The following is a 22,298-nucleotide window of genomic DNA, read 5'->3' as shown; positions in this document are numbered from 1 at the left end:
GATTCCGGGGATTCACTCGCATGTTGTCACCTTCGCTCCGACGCTGAACGCTCCGGGGGTCTCGCTCCGGCGGGATGCCTCCGCCCACGCCGCCAGTAGCAGTGGCAGGGCGATGAGCCCCGCATCAATGAGCGGCTCGCTGCCGGGCAGGACATAGTCGATGGGCAGGTCATCGGTACGGCAGGCATCGATGCCGATCGTCATGACCGCCGCGCCCCTGCTCAGCAGGTCGGTGCGGAGCCGGGCGTCGAGAGCGGCCACCGAGGGCTCGACGCATATGAGCGCCACGGCGAGGCCGGGGGCGGCCAGTTCGAGCGGACCGTGGCGGAACTCGGCCGCGTCCATCGATTGGGCGGGGACGTGCGCCGATTCTTTGAGGACCAGGGCGTTGAGCTCGGCCGCGGTCACCCCCACGCCCCGACCGACGACGAACAGCGACTGCGCCTTTTCGATCCAGTCGGCCAGGCGTCCACCCACGCCCTCGGCGTCGCCGATCCAGGCGGCGAGGGCGTTCGCGGCGACGTCGGCCCGATGACCCGCCCGCGCGAGGACCGTCTCGACCTCGTCATCACAGGCGAGGAGCTCGGCGAGAACCTGCATGACGAGCATTGTCGCGACATAGGTCTTCGACGAGGGCCCGACTTCGACGCCGGCTCCCAGTGTGATTGCGAAGTCGGCGGCGTCGGCGAGCGGACTGTCTGCCATGTTCGTGACGACGACGACGGGAATCGCCCTGTCCTTGGTCAGTGCGTTCATGAGCTTGACCGCTTCCACGCTGTGCCCGGACTGGCTGACGATGATCACTCCGTGCTGGTCGGTGAGCGAAGCCAGCCGGAAGTGGAGGAGTTCGGCGGTGTTGATGACGGTGCTCTCGCGCCCGGATCGTCCGAGCACGGATGCCAGGCCCGTGACCGCGTCCGCGGAGGAGCCCATGCCCGTAAGGATCAGGCGACGTCCCGCAAGCCGGTGTCTGACCTCGTGGAGGGCGCGCCTCTGCTCGCGCAGTCTTCCGGCCGTCCTGCGCAGGACATCGCCGCTCTCGCAGATCTCGGTGAGGAAGATATCGCGCTCATGGTGCTCGGTGGAGTCATATATCGGGGACATTCTCATTCCTTGATCGGTTATTCCTTGGTCGAGCCGGCCGTCAGGCCATCGATGAACTTGCGTTGCGCGAGGAGGAAGACGATGACCATCGGTACGGCGCTGACGACCGCGCCGGCCATGGTTCCCGGCCAGTCGACGGAGTTCTTGCGGGCCAGGAGCGCCAGGCCCACGGGCAGGGTGCGGGTGGACTCCGAACTGGACACGAGCAGCGGCCACAGGAAGTCGTTCCACGTGCCCAGGAAGGTGAAGATCGTCAGGGTCGCCAGTCCCGGGGCGGCGATCGGCAGCACAATCCGGCGCAGGATCTGGAACTCGGAGGCCCCATCGAGGCGGGCCGCTTCCAGCATCGAGTCCGGGATCGACATGAAGAACTGCCGCATGAGGAAGATCCCGAACACCTGGACCACACCCGGGGCGATGATGCCCGCGAGCGTATCGACGCCGAACCATGAGAAATACCGGTGCGCCCAGACCATCATCCGATACAGGGGGATGAGGTTTACCTGCATGGGAATCATCATCGTGATCATCAGCAGCCAGAAGAGGATGTCGCGTCCGGGGAACCTCAGTTTGGCGAAGGCGTACGCCGCGCACGAGTCGAACAGGACATTGAGGGCGACTACACACGCGGTGACGATGACCGAGTTCATCGCATAGGTGCCGAAGGGTGTTTCCGTGAAGATCCGCTCATAAGCCTGCAGCGAGAAGGGCGTAGGAATGATCCCGGAGTTCGGCGAGAACACGTCCTGGGAACGCTTGAACGACGTCGACAGGGCCCACACCCACGGGGCGATCATGAGGATCGTCGCGGCGGCCAGGAGCAGGTAGGTCACCGTCGTGGAGACGGTCCGTATGCGCCGTCGGCTCGGTTGCGCGACACGGGCGTCGCTCATTTCTCACCTCTCCTCTCGATGCCCATCTGGAGTGCAGAGACGACGGCCAGGAACATCGCCAGAAGGTATGCGGCCGCGGATGCGTGTCCGAGGTCGAGTTCCTCGAAGCGCTTAACGACGAAGTAGACGACGGTCGTCGTCGCCGATACGGGGCCGCCCTGCGTCATTACGAAGACCTGGTCGAACACCTGAAAGGCACCGATGATGCCGACGACGAAGACGAAGAGCATCGTCGGGCGCAGGGAGGGGAAGGTGACCGCCCAGAAGCGCCTCCAAGGGCCTGCGCCGTCGACGGCGGCGGCCTCGTAGAGCTCGCGGGGGACAGACTGCAACGCTGCGAGGAAGACGACGGTTTCGAAGCCGAATCCCTGCCAGACGCTGGTCACCGCCACGGCGATAAGCGCGGTCTTGGTGTTGTTCAGCCAGGAGACGCCGTGCAGGCCGATGAGCTCCAACAACTGGTTGATGACCCCGTGCTCGTTGAGCAGCATCTTCCACATGGAGGCGACGACGACCAACGACATGGTCACCGGCAGGAAGAACGCCGCCCTGAACAGGGACTGCAGGACGTGCGCCCGATTAAGCAGAAGCGCGGACAGCAGTCCCAGGAGGGGCCCGGTGGTCATGGTCGCCAGGGCGAAGAGTCCGGTGTTTGCCACCGACTTCAGGAAGAGGGGGTCGGTAACTAGGTCGACATAGTTGTCGGCTCCTACGAACCGCGGCGTGGCAATGCCGTTGTACTCTGTGAAGCTCCACCACAGGGACAGGACCATCGGGACGAAGAAGAACACCGTGGTGAGGAGCATCGCCGGGGCGACGAGGAGCAGGCCTGCCTTCGCCTGGCCCGGCGCGAAGCGCGATGCGGCGGCACGCGCACCCGCGTGCCCGGCGTCCCGACGGGTTCTCCTCCCGCCGTTGATCGATGAGATCAGACTGGTGCTCATGTGCGCCGTCGCCTACTTCTGCAGCGCCTCATCGGCCGTGGCCGCGGCGTTCTCGAGTGACGTCTTCGGCGGTGTTCCTTGGACGAGGGTTGCGACGACTCCGTCGGTGATCGCCTGATCGATGTCGCTCCACCCGGCCACGTAGGGGAAGGGCTGGGCGGATTCGAGGGCCTTCTCGAAGACGGGGAAGGGAACCTGGCCGTCGAAGAAGGGATCCGCCTGTGTGAGTGCGGGCAGTTCAAGAGCTTCCAGCGTGGCAGGAGCGGCCCCCGCCTTGGTGTAGACGAGCTCCTGCTGGGCGGGTTGGAGGAGGAACTGCGCGAGTTCCCACCCGCCCTGCGGGTTCTTCGCGCCGGTGGGGATGACGAGTCCGGTTCCGCCGAGGTAGCTGCCCGGTTCCTTCGAGAAGGGGGCGTCGGCCACGGCCCATTTCCCAGACTGCTCGGGGACCCCCTCCTTGAGGATTCCCATCATGTAAGGGCCGTTGAGGAACATCCCGATGCGTTCGTCGGCGATGCCGGCGAGGCCACCCGAGTCTCCCTCATCGGGCCCCCAGTAGACAGAGCCGGCGTCCATGAGTCGGCCCATGTAGTCGAGTGCCCGGACGCCTCGGGGGACGCGAAGGCGGATTTGGTGCCATCCTCGGTCACCAGGGCGCCGCCCTCCTGGAAGAGGAACTGGCTGAACTCGAAGGTGTCGGGGCGCAGCTGGAAGGCGTACTTGTCTGCCTTCCCGTCGCCGTCGGTATCCTCGGACATCGCCTCGACGACGTCGAGGAGCTCCTCGTGGGTCGTGGGCACAGTGAGGCCCTTCTGCTCGAGGATGTCCTTGCGGTAGTAGAGGGCGTATGCGTCGAAATCATAGGGGAGGACGATCGTGCGCCCGTCGTAGTCCATGGCCTCAAGCGCGCCCTTGGAGTACTGGTCCGCAATGGGTTTTCCGTTGAGCTCACCCTGGGAGATCTCCGAGATGTCGGAGAGCACACCCTGGGCCGCGTACACGGGCGTCCACACCATGTCGATCGTCGCGAGGTCGGGCGCGGCGCCGGAGGAGACGGCGACCGCCAGCTTGTTCTGGAAGGTGTCGTAGTCGTACTCCTGATAGTCGATGGTGACGTCGGGGTGCTCCTGCTTGAACAGCTCGAGGGCGGGCTTGACCGGGGATGAGGAGCCGTAATAGTCCCAGACGACGATGGTGTCGGCATTCGCGCCATCGTTCGTCGAGCAGGCTCCGGCGAGCCCGGACAGTACGAGGGCGCCGGCCGCGAGGGCAGCGGCGGCCTTCAATGGTGGACGTGTTTTCCCTGTGTTCATTGTTCGCTCCTTTGCGAGTCGGTCTCGGATCGGGCTACAGCGATCGCGGACGTGAGACATCCAGGTGGTACCGCGCGCGGGAGCCCTTGACACGGTGCGGCAGTATTCGATGGGTTGCCCGTCCGACGAGTAGGAGGTGAGCCGCAGCAGCAGGACGGGTTGGCTGCGGTCCTGGCCGAGGAGCCGGGCCTCCCGGGCGGTGGGCAGGGCGGGCTCGATGGTCTGATGCCCGCGCACCAGTTCGACCCCGAACTTCTCGTACAGATGGGAGTAGAGCGAGGTCTTTCCGAGGTCCACCGACAGCAGCCCCGGGAAGAGATGGGCGGGGAGGAAGACGTGCTCGATGAGGAGCGGTTCGTCGTCGGCGACGCGCAGCCGCTCGATGGCGTAGACGGGCGCACCCTCGGCGATTCCGAGCCTGTCCGCGGTCGAGGCGACGGCTCGGTGATCTCTCCCCCCAGGAGCCTGGTCTCCTGGGACAGGCCCATGAGCGACATCTCGTCGGTGAACGACGTCAGCTGGTTGAGTTCCCGGTCAATTCTCCGGGCGGAGACGAAGGTGCCCTTGCCGCGGGTCCTGGTGATCGCGCCCTCGCGGACCAGTTCGTCCAGGGCGCGCCTGACGGTCACCAGGGAGCAGTCGAAGGCGCTCGCGAGTTCCTTCTCTGTCGGGAGCCGGTCCCCGGCGGAGAGGTCTCCGGATTCCAGCCGGGTGCGCAGCGCGCGGTAGACCTGGTGGTAGAGGGGCGCTGTTCCCCGTGCCAGTGGTCCGCCGATGCGGCTCCACTCCTGTGCTGCCTTCGCGTCGGGGTTTGCCTTCGTCAAAGGACGGCACCTCCTCACTGATCGAAAGATTATAATGTTATAATCAAGTATGAGCAGCACCGTCCCGCTTGTCAACGGCCAGCAGTCCACAACCATCGATCACCGAGATGTCGGGGACGTCGGCGTCCTCGACATCGGCGGCACCTGGATCCGCGGCGCGCGGATGAGCCCCGAGGGAGAGATCCTTGCGCGGGCACGGCGTGAGACACCCGGAGGGGCCGACCCCGCGTCCGTCGTCGACGCGTGCGTGGCCACCCTCAAGGAGGCGGACGCCCTGGCCAAAGACGCCCCCGTAGGCCGCATCGGCGTCAGCGTCACCGGACCGGTCGACCCACGCACCGGCACCCTGTTCACGCCGCCGAACACGGACGCGAACTTCGCCGGGCTGGAACTCGGCGCGCGCCTGCGTGAGGCAACCGGGCTTCCCGTCGTGGTCGAGAAGGACACCAATGCCGCCGCGCTCGCCGAACACGCGCATGGGGCGGCCCGACAGGTCGCGGACTTCATCTACCTCACCCTGTCCACCGGGGTCGGAGGAGCCGTCATGATCGACGGCCGGCTCTTGTACGGGTGCACCGGAACTGCGGGAGAAATCGGGCACATGAGCTTGGATCCAGCGGGACCGCGCTGCGGATGCGGCCGCGCGGGTTGCTTGGAGGCCTACGCCTCCGGGCCCGCGCTCGCCCGGCGCGCCGTCGAGTTCGCCGCAGACGCGGAGGATTCACCGGCCGATGGGCCGCTGCGGGAGTACATCCGTGCGGGCGGAGAGGTCACGGGGGCACAGGTCGACCGCTTCGCGGGGCTCGGCGACCGAGCCGCGCTCCGCGCCCTCGACGATGCACGTCGCGCCCTGTGTTCGGCCTGCGTCGACCTCGTCAACGTGTTCAATCCGCGGTTGATCGTCGTCGGCGGGTCCGTGGCAGCCCACCACGAGGAGTGGCTGGAGGCCGCGTCCCGGGCCATCCGGACCTCGGCCCTGACCCCGTCCTCCACCGCGTGCACCGTCGTGCCGGCGCAGCTCGGCGACGACGTCTCCCTCATCGGCGCGTCGCTACTGGGCCGCGGGTGACTGCGGGCGAGTAGAGGCTCGCCATCGGGCATCACACACCGATGGATACTGAGCCATGCCCCGCCACCGCACTCCTCCCGGCAGGGGGACGCCTTCACCGACGGGCAGCTTATCGACATCTTCGCCCCACGCACAGAGCACGTTGTCAAAGACCTAAAACCGTTGACACGCTGACCCGAGGCGACTCAAGCCTCGACGCAGGGCCCGAACATCACGGACTCGATCCGAATAACGATCGCGGTACTCAGTTGCGTGCCTGCTCAAGCAGATCCGTCGCAGCACTGCGATCGCCGGCAGGCACATCCGGCCCCACTGTCAGTGTCCCACCGTCGGCTTCACATACATACGCATAACTGAGGCCTCGTACGCTGTCGTTCGGAGCGCAGTTGTCCAGAGCGCGCAGGACAGAGACGACCGAATCAGATGACACCTCTTCTATCTTCGGCTGCGAAAAGTGTATTTCACGTCCATCGGCATGTAGGTATACGACTAATTGGTCCCATGCACCCGACTCAGAGGCTGCGTCAACCAATCGTCCAAACCAGTCCGTATCAAGTACGGCCTCACTGTCGTAGTAAATCCACACTTCCGTGTCTCCCCGCAAGAAGTGCTCGGTGTAGTTGCTCCCCTCGGCGACCCTTACGCCCTCCGGGGTCTGTGTCGCCAGCCCTTCTGGGAGTCTCCCGGGGCCAGGATCGGCTCGAGTGATCAGGAAGGAGGTGTTTTGGTGTATTTCGATCCGGTCCATCGTTCCTGCGATCCTTGATATCACCTCCAGGAACTGAGCCTCTACCGTGTCCTCGTACGACACTCCGAGGTAGTCGAAGGTTGAGGAGGCCATGGGATAGATCAAGATTTCAGTGCCCGACAGCGTCCACGTGGCGTGTACATAGTCGACGCCGTCGAGAAGGACGGGGCCGGCCTGCTCTTTGACCGCGTCTCGCATCTGTGAGAACAGTACGCCCGCATCATCTGCGGATGTGTCCTCCTTGAGCGCCACTTCTACACAGCCATTGCATGAGGCTGCCACCGTCACCTCGGCGACCTCGTCGCGAGCGCCGAGGAATGCCTGTATCACGTCGACGACCTTATCGCTATCGGGCGCGGCGGCCACCATGGTTCCGGCGGGAGGGTTGGAAGGCGCACAGTCCGCCGAGCAGTTGTCGGAGGAAGGCGTTGCTGTAGCAGTGATGGACGCGGTGGGGGTAGGACGGGAACCGGACCCGTCTGGGCTGCAACCGATCACCAACAGGGGAACGGTGGCAAGTACACAGAGCAGCAGCGCGTGACGTATCAATCTATTCCTTGACCGAAGCTCTCCCACGGCTCCGCGGCAAGGCACATGTCGCGGGAAGGTGAGGGCAAGCATCATCCTTGACCTCCTTCAGTCTCAGGCGCGCCCAACTCAGTAGCACCTCGGCGTTCTCCCTATCCTTGTCGGTATTTCCTGGCGCATCCTCCTCCACGTCGAGTCGCCCGCTTGCACATGTGTAGGAGTAGCTGAAATCGGATGTCTTAGGATGAGATAAGAAATGCACTTCGTCCGTCGATGAACAGTCGTCAAGGACTCGTAGAACGGGAACTATCCCATTTACGGCGCGGCCCAAATAGTAGGGGTCTGAAGGGCCACCGCCAGCCCGTGTTTTCAACTCCCATGGTATGCGGGCGGTTGGGTCGCCGAATCTTAGCCTGTAGGTCATCTTCCCAGCATTCGAGTATACGTCGAGATATTCCCAGCCAAGATCCCTGGCTGCAGCAACTGCAGTCGCGAACGCACCTAGGTTTACGGGGCCCTCCCCGTACAGGAGCGACACTTCCGCACAGCCGGATACGAACTCCTCTGCGTAGGAGACCTTCCCCATCCCGTCGGGCTTCGCTTCGGGCACCTCCACTGGAATCGCCTCCCCGGCATCCACTTCTCGCGTGATCCTGACCTGCTGGCCGGTTACAGTCGCTTCCGACATCTGCCCGGCAAGACGATCCACCACGGCAAGTGCGGTAGCAGGATCCCCCACGCCTTGGTAATCGTGAATGCCGTCGTCCGGCTCGAACTCGATCGCGCTCGCACGGAACACGATTTGCGTCCCCTTCAAGGTCCACCGCAGTACAAGCTCGTAAGGACAGCGGACGTCAGTGCACTCCTCCTGCTTGTACGCTGCCGCGCTGTCCTCCACCGCGGTCCGCAGCTCACTCACCATTTCCGCCACCGGCTCTGCTGCGGTGTCTTCGGCCATCTCGACCGTCATAAGCTCCAGGTTCTCCTCATCGGCGCTTCTACTCACCGACACAACGTCACCGCGAGCACCCAGGTAGTTCTCAATCTCCTTCTCGAACGCGCTGCGCTGCGGCGACGGCGCTTCCGTCGTCGTGGAGGGAGTAGGGGTCGAAGGGCCGCCCGTGCAACCGGCGGCACCGGCGAATAACAACGCTGCTATCACCCCGAGTACCGTGCCGACCCACAACACCTGTAGAGGATGAAATCGCGATGCGCCGCTTTCCATGCCAGTAGGCTACGGACGCGGACCCGTCTCCGAAATGGTGAGACCTCCCCATGTCGCCCGCTGCATGCCAAAAGAGACTCACAAAAAGGATTTCCAACTTCGGCGCGCGCACCAGGTGCTTCAAGGCGCATGCGCAAATCGCCCCAATAAGCGAGCGCGTCACCGACGGGGTACGGCCCTCAGCAGTAGCCTGCACCAGGCTGCGAACACGCGATTGCGAAAGCATTACCGAACGGGAGACCCCTGCCGTTGAAGATCGGGGCAGCATCTCCTTAAACCGATGAGGCGCTCTCGTTCACGCAGTCCCACGATCGCCGGGGTCCCATCCCCGGATGGTGTATCAGGCCACCTCGCTCACATGTACGGCTCTGCGCCCGGCTGCGACTCGGTGGCGCCGCCGAGGTCGCCGACTCAGGGGTACCGCATCGGCCTCCCGCCCCTGCGCGGTGTGGATCGTTCCGCCCGACAGGATTCCCCGCTGCGCCGCAAGACTCCTGAGCCGGTCGGCCACCTCACGGAAACGGGGGATCGCAATAACCCGCCCGAGATCAACGCCCCAGTCGATGAGCGCATCGAGCTGCGCACCAAGGCAGTCGATCTGCTGTTCTTGCAGATGAGTCCCCCGCTGCGTGGCGGGCACGTCGAACCAGCGGCTGAAAGAGATCCACGGACCTCACGGTCCATCGAACAGGTCCGGACGCTCGGGATCATCCAAACGACGGTGCACGGTGAGCGGCGGCGACCTCCAGCAGCGGATCGGAGCGCCGCTCCTGCTCGGGCAGGTTCGCGGCCGTCATCAGCACATCCGCGACGCGCCGCAGCCGCTCGCCGGGCTCGCCCGCGGCCGCCCAGTCGGCGAAGTGCGCTACGAGGTTCTCATCCTTCGTGATGATGTCTAGGCGTACCCCGACCTCGCTCGGCCGATACCGCACATAGCGCACGTCCACCAGCGGGAAGTCGTATTCGATCAGCCCGTCCTTGGTAAGCGCGCCGCGTGAGGCGAGGAAAAACCGTGTGGGCGTCACCCCCAGGTATCCGCCCTTAAGGTTGCTGTCTCCCGCCCAGGCGCGGCTGAATTCGGCTAGGACCGCCAAGGGCTCACCTTTGGGCAGCACCCACCTGAGAATGTCGAGCACGTGCGCCGCAACGTCACCATCCTCAACCACTTCGAGGCTCGGCTCCAGTGGCGCGGGAGCCGCGTAGGCGCCGACGCACAGTTCCGCCACGTACTGGGTCATGGCCGCGACGATCTGCTCAGTGGTAGCGCCCCGCTGCGCCCGGCGCAGCGCCGGGACGCGCCCGGAGACCTGCCCCGCCAAGTCACCGATCCTGACACCGGCACGCCCGAGGTCGACGCCGCGCCCTTCCAGTAGCGCCGTCAGATGGCAGTATGCGTCGAGCCGACCGAGCACCTGGGCGATCCTTGCCATGGTTTCGGCCCGCTCGACCGGTATCCGTTCGGCTCGGTGCCGCAACAGCTGATCATCCTGCTCGCTGCGCTGGCTGTCTGCAGCGACCTCGGCCGCTCCGAGCAACTGGTATCCGTAGTGGGCGTTGGCGGACATGACGAGCCCCTGGACGTCGGCGGCGACCTCCTGGGCATGATCCCGCAAATAGTCACGCCGCTCGGCCGCGCTCCCGCCCAGCGCCTTGAGATGACGTTGAAGACGGCCGTCGAAGTGCTTGTACTCGGCGCGAAGCTCGGCCTCAAGGTGCGCAACCCGGCCGAATATCCGCGGCGTGACAGCCCCGATCGCGCGCGCCTCATCAATGGCGCCGACGACGGCGTCATACATGCCGCTGAGATTGTTCCAGTGGTCCTGCAGCAGGGTCTGGAGGACATCGCGAGTCAGCTCTAGATTCTGGTCAACCCGTTTGGACAGCGAACTCAACTGCGCACTGACGGCCATCAGGGCGAAGGCCGGACCGGCACTCGCGGCCACCGTGGCGGCCTGAACTCCAGTGGCGGGGACCCAGCGCACTTGGGCGGCGAACTTACCGCCTCGGGTCAGGACACCGAGGTTGTAACCGTCCTTGACGATAGTTTTCATGGTGCGCAGGTTCTGCATTGTCTCCGGTGCGAGTCGGACCAGCCCCTGCACGGATACGAGCCCCTGCGCTCCCTGTGCAACGAGATTGAGGGCGCCGACGGCGTTGCTGACGGCGTCGGTGATCTCGGCGTTGGTCCGCTCCCCCAGGCCGAAGGGTTCGATCTCCCAGCCGTCCGGTACCGTTTCGGCGAGTAGGACGGCGACGCCGGGGGCGGCCTCCAACAGCGTCAGTTCGGCGGCAGCATCCGGCGCCGACGCTTCCGCTCCAGTATCCGACGACGCCGAGGTCGGCGTCACTGCCTCGGCCGCCTGCACATGCGGTTCGCTCAACTCCTGCGAAGCCTGCGATGATCCCTCGGCACCACTCGTGTCCACTGGTTGCCTCCTCGCCCTTGAGATACGCGTCAGCAGATACGTTAACGCCCGCGGTCTCCTTCGGTCCCGGCTTCACGTCTCGGAACGAGTGCAGGTCCGCTTCATATTCTGCGCGATCCCCCAGGCCTGCGCGACCAGCAGATGACGCTGAGGTCAACAACCCTGCGTAGAGCAGCAAACGGGTGCCCTTCCGGAGGGGCCAGAGTAACGCGATTTGCTGGAGCACCTCGCGTACACACATTGCCAAAGACCGCACGGCAAATCCTCAACGACCTGAACACCGCGGGGCACTAAACTGACACAAATCAGGCCCGGCACACGCTGATCGACCACGCCAAAGCCGGCACCGACGCGACCACCACCTTCAGTTTCGCGACGGTTCAGTCATCTCTAACTGAAACCGAACGGCCAGCGTTGAAACCACGCTCGAAAGCGTCTACTTGATTGACATTGTCGGATCCAGCCAACCACAGCGGAGGCGCGATCACCACATAGACGAACGAGACCACGATCCCAATGAGCGCAATGAAAGCAACAGTAAACCCTTCGGCGCTCCGAAAATGATCAACCGTCCAAGCAATCACAATGAGCGTCACCACGATCGCCACCATCGCCAGATTCACGATTGTTCCCGGGGAGACAAGATCCACCCACAAGGCCCAGATACAAGCTGCCGCAATGGCAGCATTCGGCATAAGATTCGACGACACTCCCTCTTTGTACTCCCCCAAAAGGGCCATGCATATCAAGGCAAGCCATATTCCAAGCACGATCACCAGCGCACCATTGGGACTGCCCGACCCGAGCAATTGATAAGCATTCTCAATCCAATCTCCCAGCGCCAGTAGCCGCATGCGGTGCGCGACATTAGCGAGATTCGTAAGTCCTGACTCTCCGAACCCGAAGCGCGGCAAGACGGCAGCCAGGAGGTAGCCTGACGTCGCCAGCTTCACGAGACTACGAAACCTAAATCCGAACCCCGTGATCAAGTTTCCCCAATCGATCATTTATAGCCCTTCTGAGTCATGCACGCTTGCAGTTAACCGCTCACGCAGCCAGCTCGCATGAACCGCCATTTTGCATCAAGCCAGACTGGAAACCTTCAAAAAGCCGGATCATCTTGCCTGCCACGACAATGCGCGCCAACACCTCGCTGACCTCCTGCGGGGTGAAGAACTCGCCTCCGCTCTTGCCCGCCGAGGAGGCGTACATGGTCATCAGGTACTCGTAGGCGTCCCCGAAGGTGTCGATAGCCGAGTCGCCGTATGACAGGTCAAGGTCCCCGACTGCGTTGATGATCCGCACCAGCTTCTCGTTGCGCTGGGCGACCGTTGAGCCGAGCTTGTTGGAGTTGACGTCGACGTCGTCGAACAGGCCGCGCAAATCCGACTCGGCCCCGGTGCCGAAGGCCGAGAGCTCGATGTTCTTGAAGATCCTGGACAGTGTCTCGTTGAGATTCTCATCGTGCGGTGCCCGCTCGCGCACATTGGCGAACAGCTCCGACGGGGCGATGAAGAAGCCTTCTCGTTGATGATGCCGTCACGCGCGTCGCGTACCTCCGCGTCACCCAGCACGGCGTAGTCGAAGTCCGGGTCACCGGCCTCATGCTCTCCGGCGTTGATGTACTCGGCGAGGTTCTCGGAGATGAACCGGTAGAAGAGGAAGCCCAGGACGTAGGCCTTGAAGTCCCAGCCATCCACGCTTCCACGCAGCTCGTTGGCGACCTTCCAGATCGTCCGGTGGAGCTCGGCGCGCTCGGTCTCTTTGCTCACGGGTTCCTCGTTCTCGTCGTCGGGGCAGCGCCGGGGTCGGGCGCCACGGGACAGTGTCGCACCCGCCTCCGACACGAATGCGGGGAACTCCGGCAGGCGGTCGAACTGTTGTCTACCCCAACCGCTCACCCCGAGGTCACGACTCCGGGCGGCGCAGGTCGAGGTGTACTCCCGTACGGCGCAGCATCTCGAAGGTGTTGACCCACGCAACATCGAGAGCCTTGCACGCGTCCGGGATCTTGACCCGCTTGCGCGAACCCGACCCCGCAATCTCGTGAGTCAAGACGGTGCACATGTGCGCCGCGGCGAATGCGACGAGAAGGTAGTCAGCGTCGTTCGTCGAGAATCCGTTCAACGCCGCTTGGGTGAAGTTCTGGGACTGCGCCCAGGAGGATAATGGGGTGAAGAATGATGTGGTCTGCTGGTCGATCGGATAGAAGAATTCGCGGTGCTTCTTCGCCCACTCGGCGAGCTCGTCGTCTCCGCGCCGGAGCTCATCGCCGACCCTCTCAATACTGAACACCGTACCTTGCACGTGTGCGTGGTCGAGCCACGCCCAAAAACCAGGCGCGATGTCGAAGGCGTAGTAACGGTTCTTCGCCTCAATGAGAACGTTGGCGTCGACCAGGTACATCACGCAGCCCCCGCTCTCTCCGCCAGCCCCTCGAAGGTCGAGTGCGTCGCTGTCCCCAGCATCCGATAGGCATCCCGGTACGTCGTCCGCCCCTCAAGTGTCGAGGAGACCACCGCCCGGGTGAAGGGCCGCCCCAGGCGCCGCAACTGAGTGTTGTAGTACTCCCCGCCCGCACCGCTGCTACGGCTGGACTGCATGAGTTCCATGACCCGCTGCCGTTCGGCGTCGTACCGGGACATGAACTCGTCCCAAGTCAACTGACCGGCTTCTCGGAGCCGGGCAAGCACCACAAGAGTGCTGACCTTGTAGTGGGTGGCCAGTCGCTCCAGTTCGTCCTCACCGTAGTTTCCTGCCCACTCCTTGCGGAGCGAGTCGAGGGGGACCAGCACCTCCGCAGCAACCTGGTTGCACCAGCGCTCCTCCTCTTTCGTCCCCTTCACAGCACCTGTGGCGGCGTCGGACAGAGCGCTGCGTCCCAGCCACAGGTGGGCGAGCTCATGAACGAGAGTGAAGATCTGCGCGGCCTTCGTATCGGCACCGTTGACGAAGATGAGAGGAGCGATGTCGTCAGCTAGGGCGAATCCCCGGAACTCCTCCGGGTCGAGCCTGCGGTGCGTGTTCGCGCCGACGATCCCACTGACCATGACCAGGACCCCGATGGCCTCAACACGCTCAATGAGGTCCGTCATGGCGGCGGCCGAGTTAGAGACGGACCGCTCGTCCAGGTGGAGCACGTCCCTTATACGGGCGGCGACATCGTCCGCCGGAGTCGTCAGCGTCACGGATCCCACGAAGTCGAGCGGGGTAGCTCCCAGCTCCAGTGCATCGTCCCGGTACCAGTCCTGGCGCCTCTGGCACAGGTAGATCGTCTCCAGCAGGTCGGCGGATGGCTCGCGGACTCCGGCGTCGCGAATGGTCCGCATGTCCGGGATAGGGATCTCCTCGACCGGAGGCGTAGGCAGGAAGAGCATCCCGAAGGGCGTGTGGGTGTCAGAAGTGAACTTCTCCACCTGCTTGAGAGTGGGGCGCCTGGTGCCGTCAATCCAGTCGGCGAACTTGGGAGCGCGACGGCGGAGGGTCTCCTCGTCCCAGCGCGCCCGCCTGACGGCCCAGCGCAGCAGGTCGGGCGCGACATCCACACGGACTACGGCCATGCGGTCCTCCTTCGCATCCCGGTCTCAGGCACAAGTTTGCCGTATACCTCCGACACCGTCAGCATCCAAACCGCGGTCACGCGTCATCGGTCGAGCACCACTACTAGCTATCCCGCCCTTGACCGCACCCGGGACGCTCTACCAGTGCGACCCGGTGGAAACCCCGCATCATGGCGAGCGTACGGCTAGGAGGAGCAGTCCGACCACCACTCAGGCATGAGTGATACACCGCCTGAGAACGTACTCTCCTCCATCCAACACCACCTGCTCGCCGCCTTAGTCATGCGCGTGCTCGGGTACCCCTGTGTGGGGGAGCTCGTCGCACTCGCCGTGGGCATCCTCTGGACCGTCATCCAGCATCCGGCAACGAAGCGCCTGAGCAGGCACATAATCAGCAAGGCCACTCACCGAGCCAGCCCTCCTCGCCATGCCGCAGGACGACGGCTCCGGCGTCGGAACCGTCGTCGCCATGCACCGAACCGTCGAGCTGGCCAGGTGTGACGCCACGGCCGGGCAGGAGCAGCGCCGCCAAGCTCGATGATGCCGCGGCGCTGCCGAATCTGTGGCTTGATGAGGACCGTGCCGCCGGGGTCGACGCCCCGGAGTCCATCGCCGTCCTGGTGCGCGACCGCTACCAGCGGGATAATGTGGTGACCGGCCTGGCGCACCGGAGCGTGGAGGTGCGCCCTGTGGACCGGGAGGCGGTCGGCCGGGGTCGGCCGGTGGTGATGACCATGCACCGCGCCAAGGGGTTGGAGTTCCGCAAGGTGCTGCTCTTCGACGTGTCCATGGAGGCAATCCCCGGTCCCTACGGGAACAGGACTGCTCCGAGGCCGATCACGACGACGCCCTGCTGCGCGAGCGCTCGCTGCTGTACGTGGCCGCCACCCGCGCCCGCGACCAACTCTCCATCTCCTGGTCCGGCCAGGCCAACCCCCTGCTAGCAGGGATCGGGCACGCGTCACAACGGATGGAGTGAGGCTTGGATCATGGTGGAAATACTGTCCGCCACCTCTGCGCCCTCGCGGCCTCCGCGAAGTCTGGAACGCCGCAGCGGGAAAGATGATCTATCAACTCGTTGAGCGTCCACGGAGGCTTGCGCGTAGAACGAGCCTGACGACTCAGCGCGGTCATCACGTTGGCTGGCTCCAGATCAAGTTGATGAAGGAGGAATATGTCGGGACTTTGTACTTCAAGGTCGTACGGCGCGAGCACATCGGCCGGATAGTCCTTAAGATTCGCCGTCACAATCACGTCGGCGCGTCCGGTAACGGCCGCCGCGATGACGTGCCGGTCGTCAGGATCGGGAAGGTCGATTGCAGCCACAAGGTGCTCCCAACCAGTCACACAAGCGTCAGGGAAAGCGGCATCCATATATGTGGCACGGCGTCGGGCGGCGCCGGCTGGCAGATCAGGATGGACGCTCTCGATCGCTCGGACCGTCTCATCAAGGACTCGTGCGCTCCATAGAGCGCGATAGAGACCAGCTTCGGCGATCCTCAGGAGCGTGTCGGCAAGCGTCACAGGGACAAGCACACAGGCGTCCAGCATCGCAGAGAATCGCGTCACGGCAGCCTCACCCTTCGCGCGCGCGACGCAAGGCAGCTGTGTAGTCCGCGGCGGTATCGTCATACAGGCCGAGATCCGTGGCCTCGCGTGTCATAGTGTCCAGAACATCGCCGCGCTCCTGAGCAGACTGCTGCTGGTACGCGACAATATCGGCGAGCCGGACCCGGCGGTGTCTACCCGCCGCGGGACACTCGTAAGGGATCCGACCGGACTCCAGAAGCTTGACCAAGGTGGGGCGGCTGATACCGAGGAAGTCCGCAGCCTCCTGGGTCGTCAATACCTGATCCACCGGCGCCACCGTGATCGCCCTGCCCTGCGACATGGCGTGCACGACGTCCATAAGCACCCGATGCACCTCCGCCGGGAGACCTACGGTCTGGCCATCCGGCCCGACGAGCGCGGCCGGTTCCGCAACCTGCCCCAGAAAGCGGGACAGATCCAGCATCGCCTCGAGATCCTCGGGCGGCAGGGTCGTCCGCATCTGTGCAGCTGTGGCAGCCATGCAGCAATCATAGCAGCGGTTCGAAAAAATCGAAATATCTGGTGCGCCCCTCTGGTCAACAGACCCACCTCCGTACGACGACCTGTTGAAGCCTGCCCGGAGTTACCACCGCGAAGGTGCGCCCCTACGATCACGACAACGCCCCCGCTACGTGAGCGCTCACTGCTGAACATGGCCGCCACGCGCGCCCGCGACCAACTCGCCATCTCCTGGTCCGGCCAGGCCAGTCCCCTGCTGGAAGGCGTGCGCGGGGCCGAATGAGTACCAGGCACCAGGGCGCGCTACCGTGCTCGGCGAGAGTCCCCCAGCCAAGCCTCTGGCCCCTCAGAACCACGGCGATGAGTACGCCTCCCGGTGACTCAGCACAAGCGCGACGGCCATCCCGGTCTAATTCATGCCAGAGGCGAGGCCTACTGCGGTTGCGAAGCGAATCGCAAGGAGGCGACGACACGACAGACCGTATCCCAGAGGATACGATCTGCTCCTCGGGGGCAGCAAAGGAAGTCAGCGCGCCGACATCAGCAAGGCACACATGATACTCGAGGACCTCAGGAGAACAGGGGACTGGACATGAGCCTCATACGCTGGGACGCCTCCGACTACCTGGACGATGACGACGCGATCATCGCCTACCTGAACGAGGCCGCCGCGCAGGACGATCCCAAGCTGCTTCAAGCAGCCCTCGGCGATATCGCCCGCGCCAAGGGCATGAGCGGGATAACGGAGCAGATCGGCGTCGGACGCGAGTCCCTGTACAAATCCCTATCCGACGCCGGCAATCCGTCCTTCCAAACGGTCGCCAGGGTGGTACGTGCCCTGGGCGGTCGCATCACAATCACCACCGCGGCGTAGTCCCGGCACGGCGAACGTCCAACAGTAGGGCCGGACAGCTCCGCCCCAAAGGCCCGACTCTGTCGAGCACCTCGCGAATATCGCAGCGGCCGGTACCGCTCGTGCAGATCGGTGAGCAACGGCCCGCCTTGCAAAGACCGACCACGCGTCTCAGACCGCCCGCCAGGTGGCCCGGGGATCCCGCTGGCTCTCACCCTCCCACACCACCAACTCAGCACCGCGAAGGGCGTTCAGGTGGCGCAGCACGGTCGACCTGGCCATGCCGACCAACTCAACCAGTTGCCCGGTACTCAGCGGACGTTGGGCCAAACGTAGCGCATCAAGAATCCTCATCGCATTCGGACCGATCTCACGCGCGACCCGATCGGAGGGAGCCAAGGTCGCCATAAGCGTCAGGCGTACCGCCTCCTGCCCCTGGACGTACTTCGGATCGGACAGTCCGGCCCGCCGCATCTCAGCAAACATGCGCCGGATGCCCTCACCGAGCTCCTGCGTCACCCCCAGGTCGGCACACACCCGCGCGATGCGGGGATTGCGCGCATTGCGGCTGATCGAGGCAGGATCAGCGGGAATCACCAGGCCTGGGAACCTGCCCGGACTGGTGACCTCGATCCGGTTCGGAAAGATCTCGACCCGCACGTGGTCCCCACCGATGCTATAGGACCGATGCACGACGGCGTTGACCATACCCTCGATAGCCGCGGTCGCTCGGGCAATCTGTTCGGGTATCGACCCCTCGCAGCGGATGTCGGCATCATCCTCAAGGTTGAGCGTACGTCCGGCTCCCCGCTCGTTCTGCTGATATTTCAAGACACGGACGTGCGCGTTGGGAAACAGCATCTGGGGCCGGGACGCGAACAGTAGATATCCGGCAACGGAAACAGCACCATCCCTCGTGATCAGGTCCCTTGCCCGAAGAGCCAGCTCGGGCGACGAAGAACCCAAAGTCCGCTGGTAGTCAGAGAGCTGTGCACCGTCCAGATCCGCGACGGTAACGTCCCGTACCGGCGTGCCATCGAAGCTGGCAGCGCCACGATCCCACTCCAGCTCCTGCCGCTGCCGCTGCCGCAGGCAACATACTGTTACTCTGATATCTTTAGAGTACTTAAGAGCTTAAGACCCCTGCCTCATCCCGCTTTCGGCGTTATCGCAGAATGATGCCACGCCAGCCGCAGCCACTCTTACGCGCTCTAACGCCTGGCGTAAGAGTACGTAATAGCAGTGGCGAGCCTCCGTCGAGGCGGCGCGGGAAGCACTCCGATCCGCCCACTCACCTCACAGCCCGGCCCGGTCGAGCTCCTCACGGACGGTGGGGCGGCGCCGATACCGCTCGCGCAGATCGGCGAGCCACGTGCGGCAGCCCGCCACGCGGCTTACCTCCGAAGCTGCATCATTAGGCTCCGTCGCCCCGCCGCCTGCCACGCCGTCGGCGGCCGCGGCCAGCGCCATCATATGGGTGGCGAGCGCCGCCGCCTCGCGGGCCGCCTTCCGCCCGACAGGAATGAGCGTCTCCTCAATGGCCTGACAGTACAGGGCGATGGCGTCGTCCGGGCGCGGCTGCGGACTGACGTCGGCGAGTTGCCGCCAGGCGTAGCCAACGCCCCAGCGATCGGCGGCGGCCCAGGCCCGCTCGACGTCGCCCACGTGCAGCGCCAACTCGATCACCGGGTCGCCGCTGCGCCAGGACTGCTGCTCGGCCCAGGCCAGCGCCTCATCCCGCTCCGCATCCTCCCGGCCCGTCCAGGCACCGACCTTGGTGAGCACATCGAGCATCTCCGGCGTGGGTGCGCGACGGAACAGCACGCGAGCCATGTCCAGCGCGTCCTCGTCGCGCCCGTCCTCACGGTACAGCTCGGCCGCGCGCAACGGATCGATCCAGTACCCAACACCTCGCCTGCGCCAGTAGTCCAGGTTGCTGGTGGACACACGCCCCTCGGAGACCGCCCGGTCCACGTAGGCCATCACCTCACGACGACGATCCGCCGCAAGCAGCCGCTCCACAATAGCCCCATACTGGGCGTGTTCGCCGAGGCTCAGCAGGTGGATGGCGCGGTCGACGTCGCCGTCGTGATCGGCCAGCTCCAGCAGCATCCGCTTCAGCTCAAAGTCCGGGTCTTTCCCCTCGGCCTCGGCGGCGGCCTCCGCCTTGGCCGCCGCACGCCGGTAAACGGCCAGGCCCTTATTCCCCAGTGCCGGCAGGAACTCCGCCAGGGTGACCGAGGGCCAGCCGGGCGAGTCGAGGCGGAACTTCGCCAGCCAGCGCCCAAGCTTGGCCGACTCGGGCGGGCTGGCGCAGCATGCACGGGCGTAGAGCCTCACGGCGCGCTGGCAGACGTCGCCGACCACACCGCTGGAGTCGTCGATGTTCCTCTCCATCTGCTTGCGCAGGCGGGTAGTGATATGAAGCAGTGCGGGTGCCGCCGCCTTGGCGCCGTCGGCGGTCTCAAGCAGGGGCTCGAGCTCGTTCAGCACGTCGCCCACGTCCTTGCCGTAGTCCATGGCGTCTCGGTAACCGAGAAAGCGGCGCACTCCGGTGACGGACTTCGCCCGCGCCAACAGGTCCCCGGCCACCGCTTCCACGTCTCCGGAGAACAGCGACGCCGTCGTGCTCAGCGAGCGGAACACCTCCGCGTTGGACTCGGCGAGACTCAGGATCAGCGCGCGCAGCTGGTCCGCATCCAGGCCGTTCAAGTAGGCCTCGACGGCGGTGGCCGCGTCGTCCTCAGTGGCCGGTTTCTCCGCCCCCGTTGGCTCCACCTCCACGCGGGCGCCGGAACGCTCGGCCGCTTGCAGCACGGCCAGGCCGACAGCCACCAGGTGCTTGCAGAAGGCACCCGAGGCGTGGTGCGGGCAGTTGCAGTCGCCCGCGACCCCGCCATCCTCATCCTGCTGCCAGGTCAGGCGGACCGAATAGGGGAAGGTGCCAGAAACCGTGGCGATGGCCTCACCGTCGGCAATTCGGAGTTCACCAACCGCATCCACCATGCCCTGGCCACGCCCATAGACGGCACCATCAGCGGCCGCGGCCAGGGCCGCCGCGGTGAGCGAGCCGAGTGACTCGATGCGCATGTGCCCATCGTGTCAGATCGTGACCTGTCCGCCAACCGAACCGACACCGGCGCCGCCCACCGGGCTAGAGTGTGTCCATCCGTGACCACTTTCATCCCACGAGCACCCAGAAGCTGCTCGGCCGCATCGAGTTTTCCCTGTCCTAGCGCCATTCGCTCACAGCGCGACACGTAGGCCATCGCTCAAAGTGGTCACCGATGGACACTTTTCGCCCCGCCTACGATGGTGTCATGGTCGCCGCCGACCCCGCCCTCGCCCCCGGACTGCGGGGCGAGTTGCGCCACGAGCACGTCTCGCCCGTCCGTGGGGTCAGCGCGGAGCAGTACGTCTACTCCATCGGCTCCTACCACTACAACTGGCACCCCTCCCTGGAGATACTGGTGGTGGTCACCGGCCGCATCGAGGTGTGCGTGGCGGGCGGCGTGGAGAACCACGAGCCCGGGGACGTCGTGGTCATCAACGCCAACGCCGGCCACGCCACCCTGGCCACTCGGCCGCGCTCCACCGTCATGTGCCTACACGTGGAGGCGGACTACCTGTCCTCCTTCACCGCCGACGGCACCGTCCCCCACTTCGACTGCCGCTCCACCCCGATCACCCGCGATCAGCCTGGCTTCGCCCGCCTGCGCACCCTCCTGGCGCGCATGATGCTCGACGCCCACCGCACCGGCCCGGGCGCTGCGGCGGCCTGGGAGTCGCGCCTGCTGGACGTGATCGCCGTCCTGTTCAACCACTTCCCACCCACGCACACCGAGCCGGCCACCCCCGACCCCGCCACGACGGACCGCCGTGCCCTCAAGCGGGCGGTCGACTACATCGATGGCTCCTTCCGCGAGCGCATCACCCTTACCCGCCTCGCGCGGCATGTCGGCTTCTCCCCCGGCTACCTCTCCCAGGTCTTCCCGCAACAGGTGGGCATGACCTTCAGCGAGTACCTCACCCGGGTGCGACTGCGGCAGGCCGTACGCGACCTCAGCGAAACCGACCACCTGATCGCACAGATCGCCGCCGATGTTGGCTTCCCGGACGTCAAGGCCTTCAACACCGCCTTCCGCCGCACCTTCGGGCGCACGCCGTCGGCCTACCGGCAGCTGCTCACCGAGGACACGGCCGCCGCCGACTCGATCTTCCACAAGACCTACGTGCCCCGCTCCGACGAGACGGTGATGCGGGTGCTGCGCGGCTGGTCGGTATCCACCCAGGAGCTGGTCGACGACGACGCCCCCTGCCAGACGGCGGCTCGCCTGGCCCGGTCCTCCCCGGTGGACGAGGCTCTTGAACTCAGCCGCGCGTTGGCGGCCCGGCTCCAGCAGCTTGCCGACGGCGAGGAGCACTGAACGGCCCCGCGCCGGTGTCCGCACCCGGCGCGGACACCGGGCCCGCGCCCAGTCGGCCCGGCAGACGGGCCGCAGTCGGCGCACCCACCCGATGGACCCTCACCGCCCCACCCAGACCGGGCGAATCTTCGGTTCCTCGGCGCCGCCCCGACCACCCCGGACACCCGCGCACATCCACTGAATCCGCACCGCGCAGCGGATTTTGCCGCTCCACCAACCGGGTTGATCTTCAGGCCGCACAGTGGACACCGGCCCACGTCCATACACCGTCGCGGGACCTGAGTCCCACTGGGACGCCTGACCCATCGGAAGGACCGCGCCCGCGCCGCGGCGAA

General features: G+C 65.2%; 19 protein-coding genes and 2 pseudogenes. 4 read left to right on the top strand and 17 right to left on the bottom strand.

Annotation, left to right across the window (positions count from 1 at the left end; translation table 11 throughout):
- Positions 1–12 precede the first annotated feature (12 nt).
- The 6 genes and pseudogenes from BW737_RS05690 to BW737_RS19870 form a co-directional block, all read right to left on the bottom strand.
- A complete protein-coding gene (locus BW737_RS05690) occupies positions 13–1,104 on the bottom strand; it encodes an SIS domain-containing protein (protein ID WP_180272079.1) in 1,092 nt (363 codons plus the stop codon).
- Positions 1,105–1,121: 17 nt separating this feature from the next.
- Positions 1,122–1,997 carry a carbohydrate ABC transporter permease gene (locus BW737_RS05685; protein WP_086614821.1) on the bottom strand — a complete coding sequence of 292 codons (876 nt, stop codon included), beginning with the start codon at positions 1,995–1,997 and terminating at the stop codon, positions 1,122–1,124.
- Positions 1,994–2,941: a carbohydrate ABC transporter permease gene (locus tag BW737_RS05680; protein ID WP_086614822.1), complete on the bottom strand. Its 948-nt coding sequence runs from the start codon at positions 2,939–2,941 to the stop codon at positions 1,994–1,996. Before BW737_RS05680 ends, BW737_RS05685 begins: the two co-directional genes overlap by 4 nt.
- Positions 2,942–2,953: 12 nt before the next feature.
- Complete coding sequence (locus BW737_RS05675; RefSeq protein WP_086614823.1) at positions 2,954–3,517, bottom strand: extracellular solute-binding protein; 564 nt, start codon at positions 3,515–3,517, stop codon at positions 2,954–2,956.
- Positions 3,412–4,638: an extracellular solute-binding protein gene (locus BW737_RS05670; protein ID WP_257210530.1), complete on the bottom strand. Its 1,227-nt coding sequence runs from the start codon at positions 4,636–4,638 to the stop codon at positions 3,412–3,414. Before BW737_RS05670 ends, BW737_RS05675 begins: the two co-directional genes overlap by 106 nt.
- A gap of 224 nt (positions 4,639–4,862) precedes the next feature.
- Positions 4,863–5,174, bottom strand: a pseudogene (locus BW737_RS19870) (GntR family transcriptional regulator); the annotation flags it as partial.
- Here BW737_RS19870 and BW737_RS05660 point away from each other — a divergent pair.
- Positions 5,128–6,147 (top strand): ROK family protein, encoded by a 1,020-nt coding sequence (locus BW737_RS05660; RefSeq protein WP_086614825.1) that lies wholly within the window; start codon positions 5,128–5,130, stop codon positions 6,145–6,147. The pseudogene BW737_RS19870 and the gene BW737_RS05660 sit on opposite strands and share 47 nt — an antisense overlap.
- A 244-nt stretch (positions 6,148–6,391) precedes the next feature.
- Here the strand turns inward: BW737_RS05660 and BW737_RS05655 are convergent, their stop codons facing one another.
- The 7 genes and pseudogenes from BW737_RS05655 to BW737_RS05620 form a co-directional block, all read right to left on the bottom strand.
- Positions 6,392–7,264 carry a hypothetical protein gene (locus BW737_RS05655; RefSeq protein WP_086614826.1) on the bottom strand — a complete coding sequence of 291 codons (873 nt, stop codon included), beginning with the start codon at positions 7,262–7,264 and terminating at the stop codon, positions 6,392–6,394.
- 181 nt (positions 7,265–7,445) lie between these two features.
- Entirely contained in the window at positions 7,446–8,648 is a 1,203-nt protein-coding gene (locus tag BW737_RS05650) for a hypothetical protein (protein ID WP_143233290.1), read from the bottom strand.
- A gap of 707 nt (positions 8,649–9,355) precedes the next feature.
- Complete coding sequence (locus tag BW737_RS05640; RefSeq protein ID WP_086614829.1) at positions 9,356–11,074, bottom strand: hypothetical protein; 1,719 nt, start codon at positions 11,072–11,074, stop codon at positions 9,356–9,358.
- Positions 11,075–11,454: 380 nt separating this feature from the next.
- Positions 11,455–12,027 carry a hypothetical protein gene (locus BW737_RS05635; RefSeq protein ID WP_143233289.1) on the bottom strand — a complete coding sequence of 191 codons (573 nt, stop codon included), beginning with the start codon at positions 12,025–12,027 and terminating at the stop codon, positions 11,455–11,457.
- A 166-nt stretch (positions 12,028–12,193) separates the two neighbouring features.
- Positions 12,194–12,846 (bottom strand): annotated as a pseudogene (locus tag BW737_RS05630) (type I restriction-modification system subunit M); the annotation flags it as partial.
- Positions 12,847–12,982: 136 nt separating this feature from the next.
- Complete coding sequence (locus BW737_RS05625) at positions 12,983–13,480, bottom strand: DUF4411 family protein (protein ID WP_086614831.1); 498 nt, start codon at positions 13,478–13,480, stop codon at positions 12,983–12,985.
- Positions 13,480–14,634 carry an ImmA/IrrE family metallo-endopeptidase gene (locus tag BW737_RS05620; protein ID WP_086614832.1) on the bottom strand — a complete coding sequence of 385 codons (1,155 nt, stop codon included), beginning with the start codon at positions 14,632–14,634 and terminating at the stop codon, positions 13,480–13,482. Before BW737_RS05620 ends, BW737_RS05625 begins: the two co-directional genes overlap by 1 nt.
- 497 nt (positions 14,635–15,131) lie before the next feature.
- On the opposite strand from BW737_RS05620, the gene BW737_RS05610 reads away from it, so the two are divergent.
- Entirely contained in the window at positions 15,132–15,578 is a 447-nt protein-coding gene (locus BW737_RS05610; protein ID WP_257210515.1) for a P-loop NTPase family protein, read from the top strand.
- A gap of 43 nt (positions 15,579–15,621) precedes the next feature.
- Here the strand turns inward: BW737_RS05610 and BW737_RS05605 are convergent, their stop codons facing one another.
- Positions 15,622–16,185: a PIN domain-containing protein gene (locus tag BW737_RS05605; RefSeq protein ID WP_257210529.1), complete on the bottom strand. Its 564-nt coding sequence runs from the start codon at positions 16,183–16,185 to the stop codon at positions 15,622–15,624.
- 25 nt (positions 16,186–16,210) lie between these two features.
- Positions 16,211–16,705 (bottom strand): helix-turn-helix domain-containing protein, encoded by a 495-nt coding sequence (locus BW737_RS05600; protein ID WP_086614835.1) that lies wholly within the window; start codon positions 16,703–16,705, stop codon positions 16,211–16,213.
- A gap of 570 nt (positions 16,706–17,275) precedes the next feature.
- Here BW737_RS05600 and BW737_RS05595 point away from each other — a divergent pair.
- Positions 17,276–17,557 carry an addiction module antidote protein gene (locus tag BW737_RS05595; RefSeq protein WP_086614836.1) on the top strand — a complete coding sequence of 94 codons (282 nt, stop codon included), beginning with the start codon at positions 17,276–17,278 and terminating at the stop codon, positions 17,555–17,557.
- Between the two features lie 150 nt (positions 17,558–17,707).
- Here the strand turns inward: BW737_RS05595 and BW737_RS05590 are convergent, their stop codons facing one another.
- Together BW737_RS05590 and BW737_RS05585 are read right to left on the bottom strand one after the other, a co-directional pair.
- Positions 17,708–18,502, bottom strand: a complete 795-nt coding sequence (locus BW737_RS05590) for an ATP-binding protein (protein ID WP_218961793.1) — start codon at positions 18,500–18,502, stop codon at positions 17,708–17,710.
- A gap of 330 nt (positions 18,503–18,832) precedes the next feature.
- Positions 18,833–20,626, bottom strand: coding sequence for an SWIM zinc finger family protein (locus tag BW737_RS05585; RefSeq protein ID WP_086614838.1), 1,794 nt, complete (start codon positions 20,624–20,626; stop codon positions 18,833–18,835).
- Between the two features lie 230 nt (positions 20,627–20,856).
- Between BW737_RS05585 and BW737_RS05580 the strand changes: the two genes are divergently transcribed.
- Positions 20,857–21,963, top strand: coding sequence for an AraC family transcriptional regulator (locus BW737_RS05580; protein ID WP_180272077.1), 1,107 nt, complete (start codon positions 20,857–20,859; stop codon positions 21,961–21,963).
- Positions 21,964–22,298 lie beyond the last annotated feature (335 nt).

It is taken from the genome of Actinomyces ruminis (assembly GCF_002154335.2).
In the GTDB taxonomy this organism is placed as follows: domain Bacteria; phylum Actinomycetota; class Actinomycetes; order Actinomycetales; family Actinomycetaceae; genus Actinomyces; species Actinomyces ruminis.
Note: the sequence above shows the minus strand (reverse complement) of the source record. Positions and strands in the feature narration are given on the sequence as shown.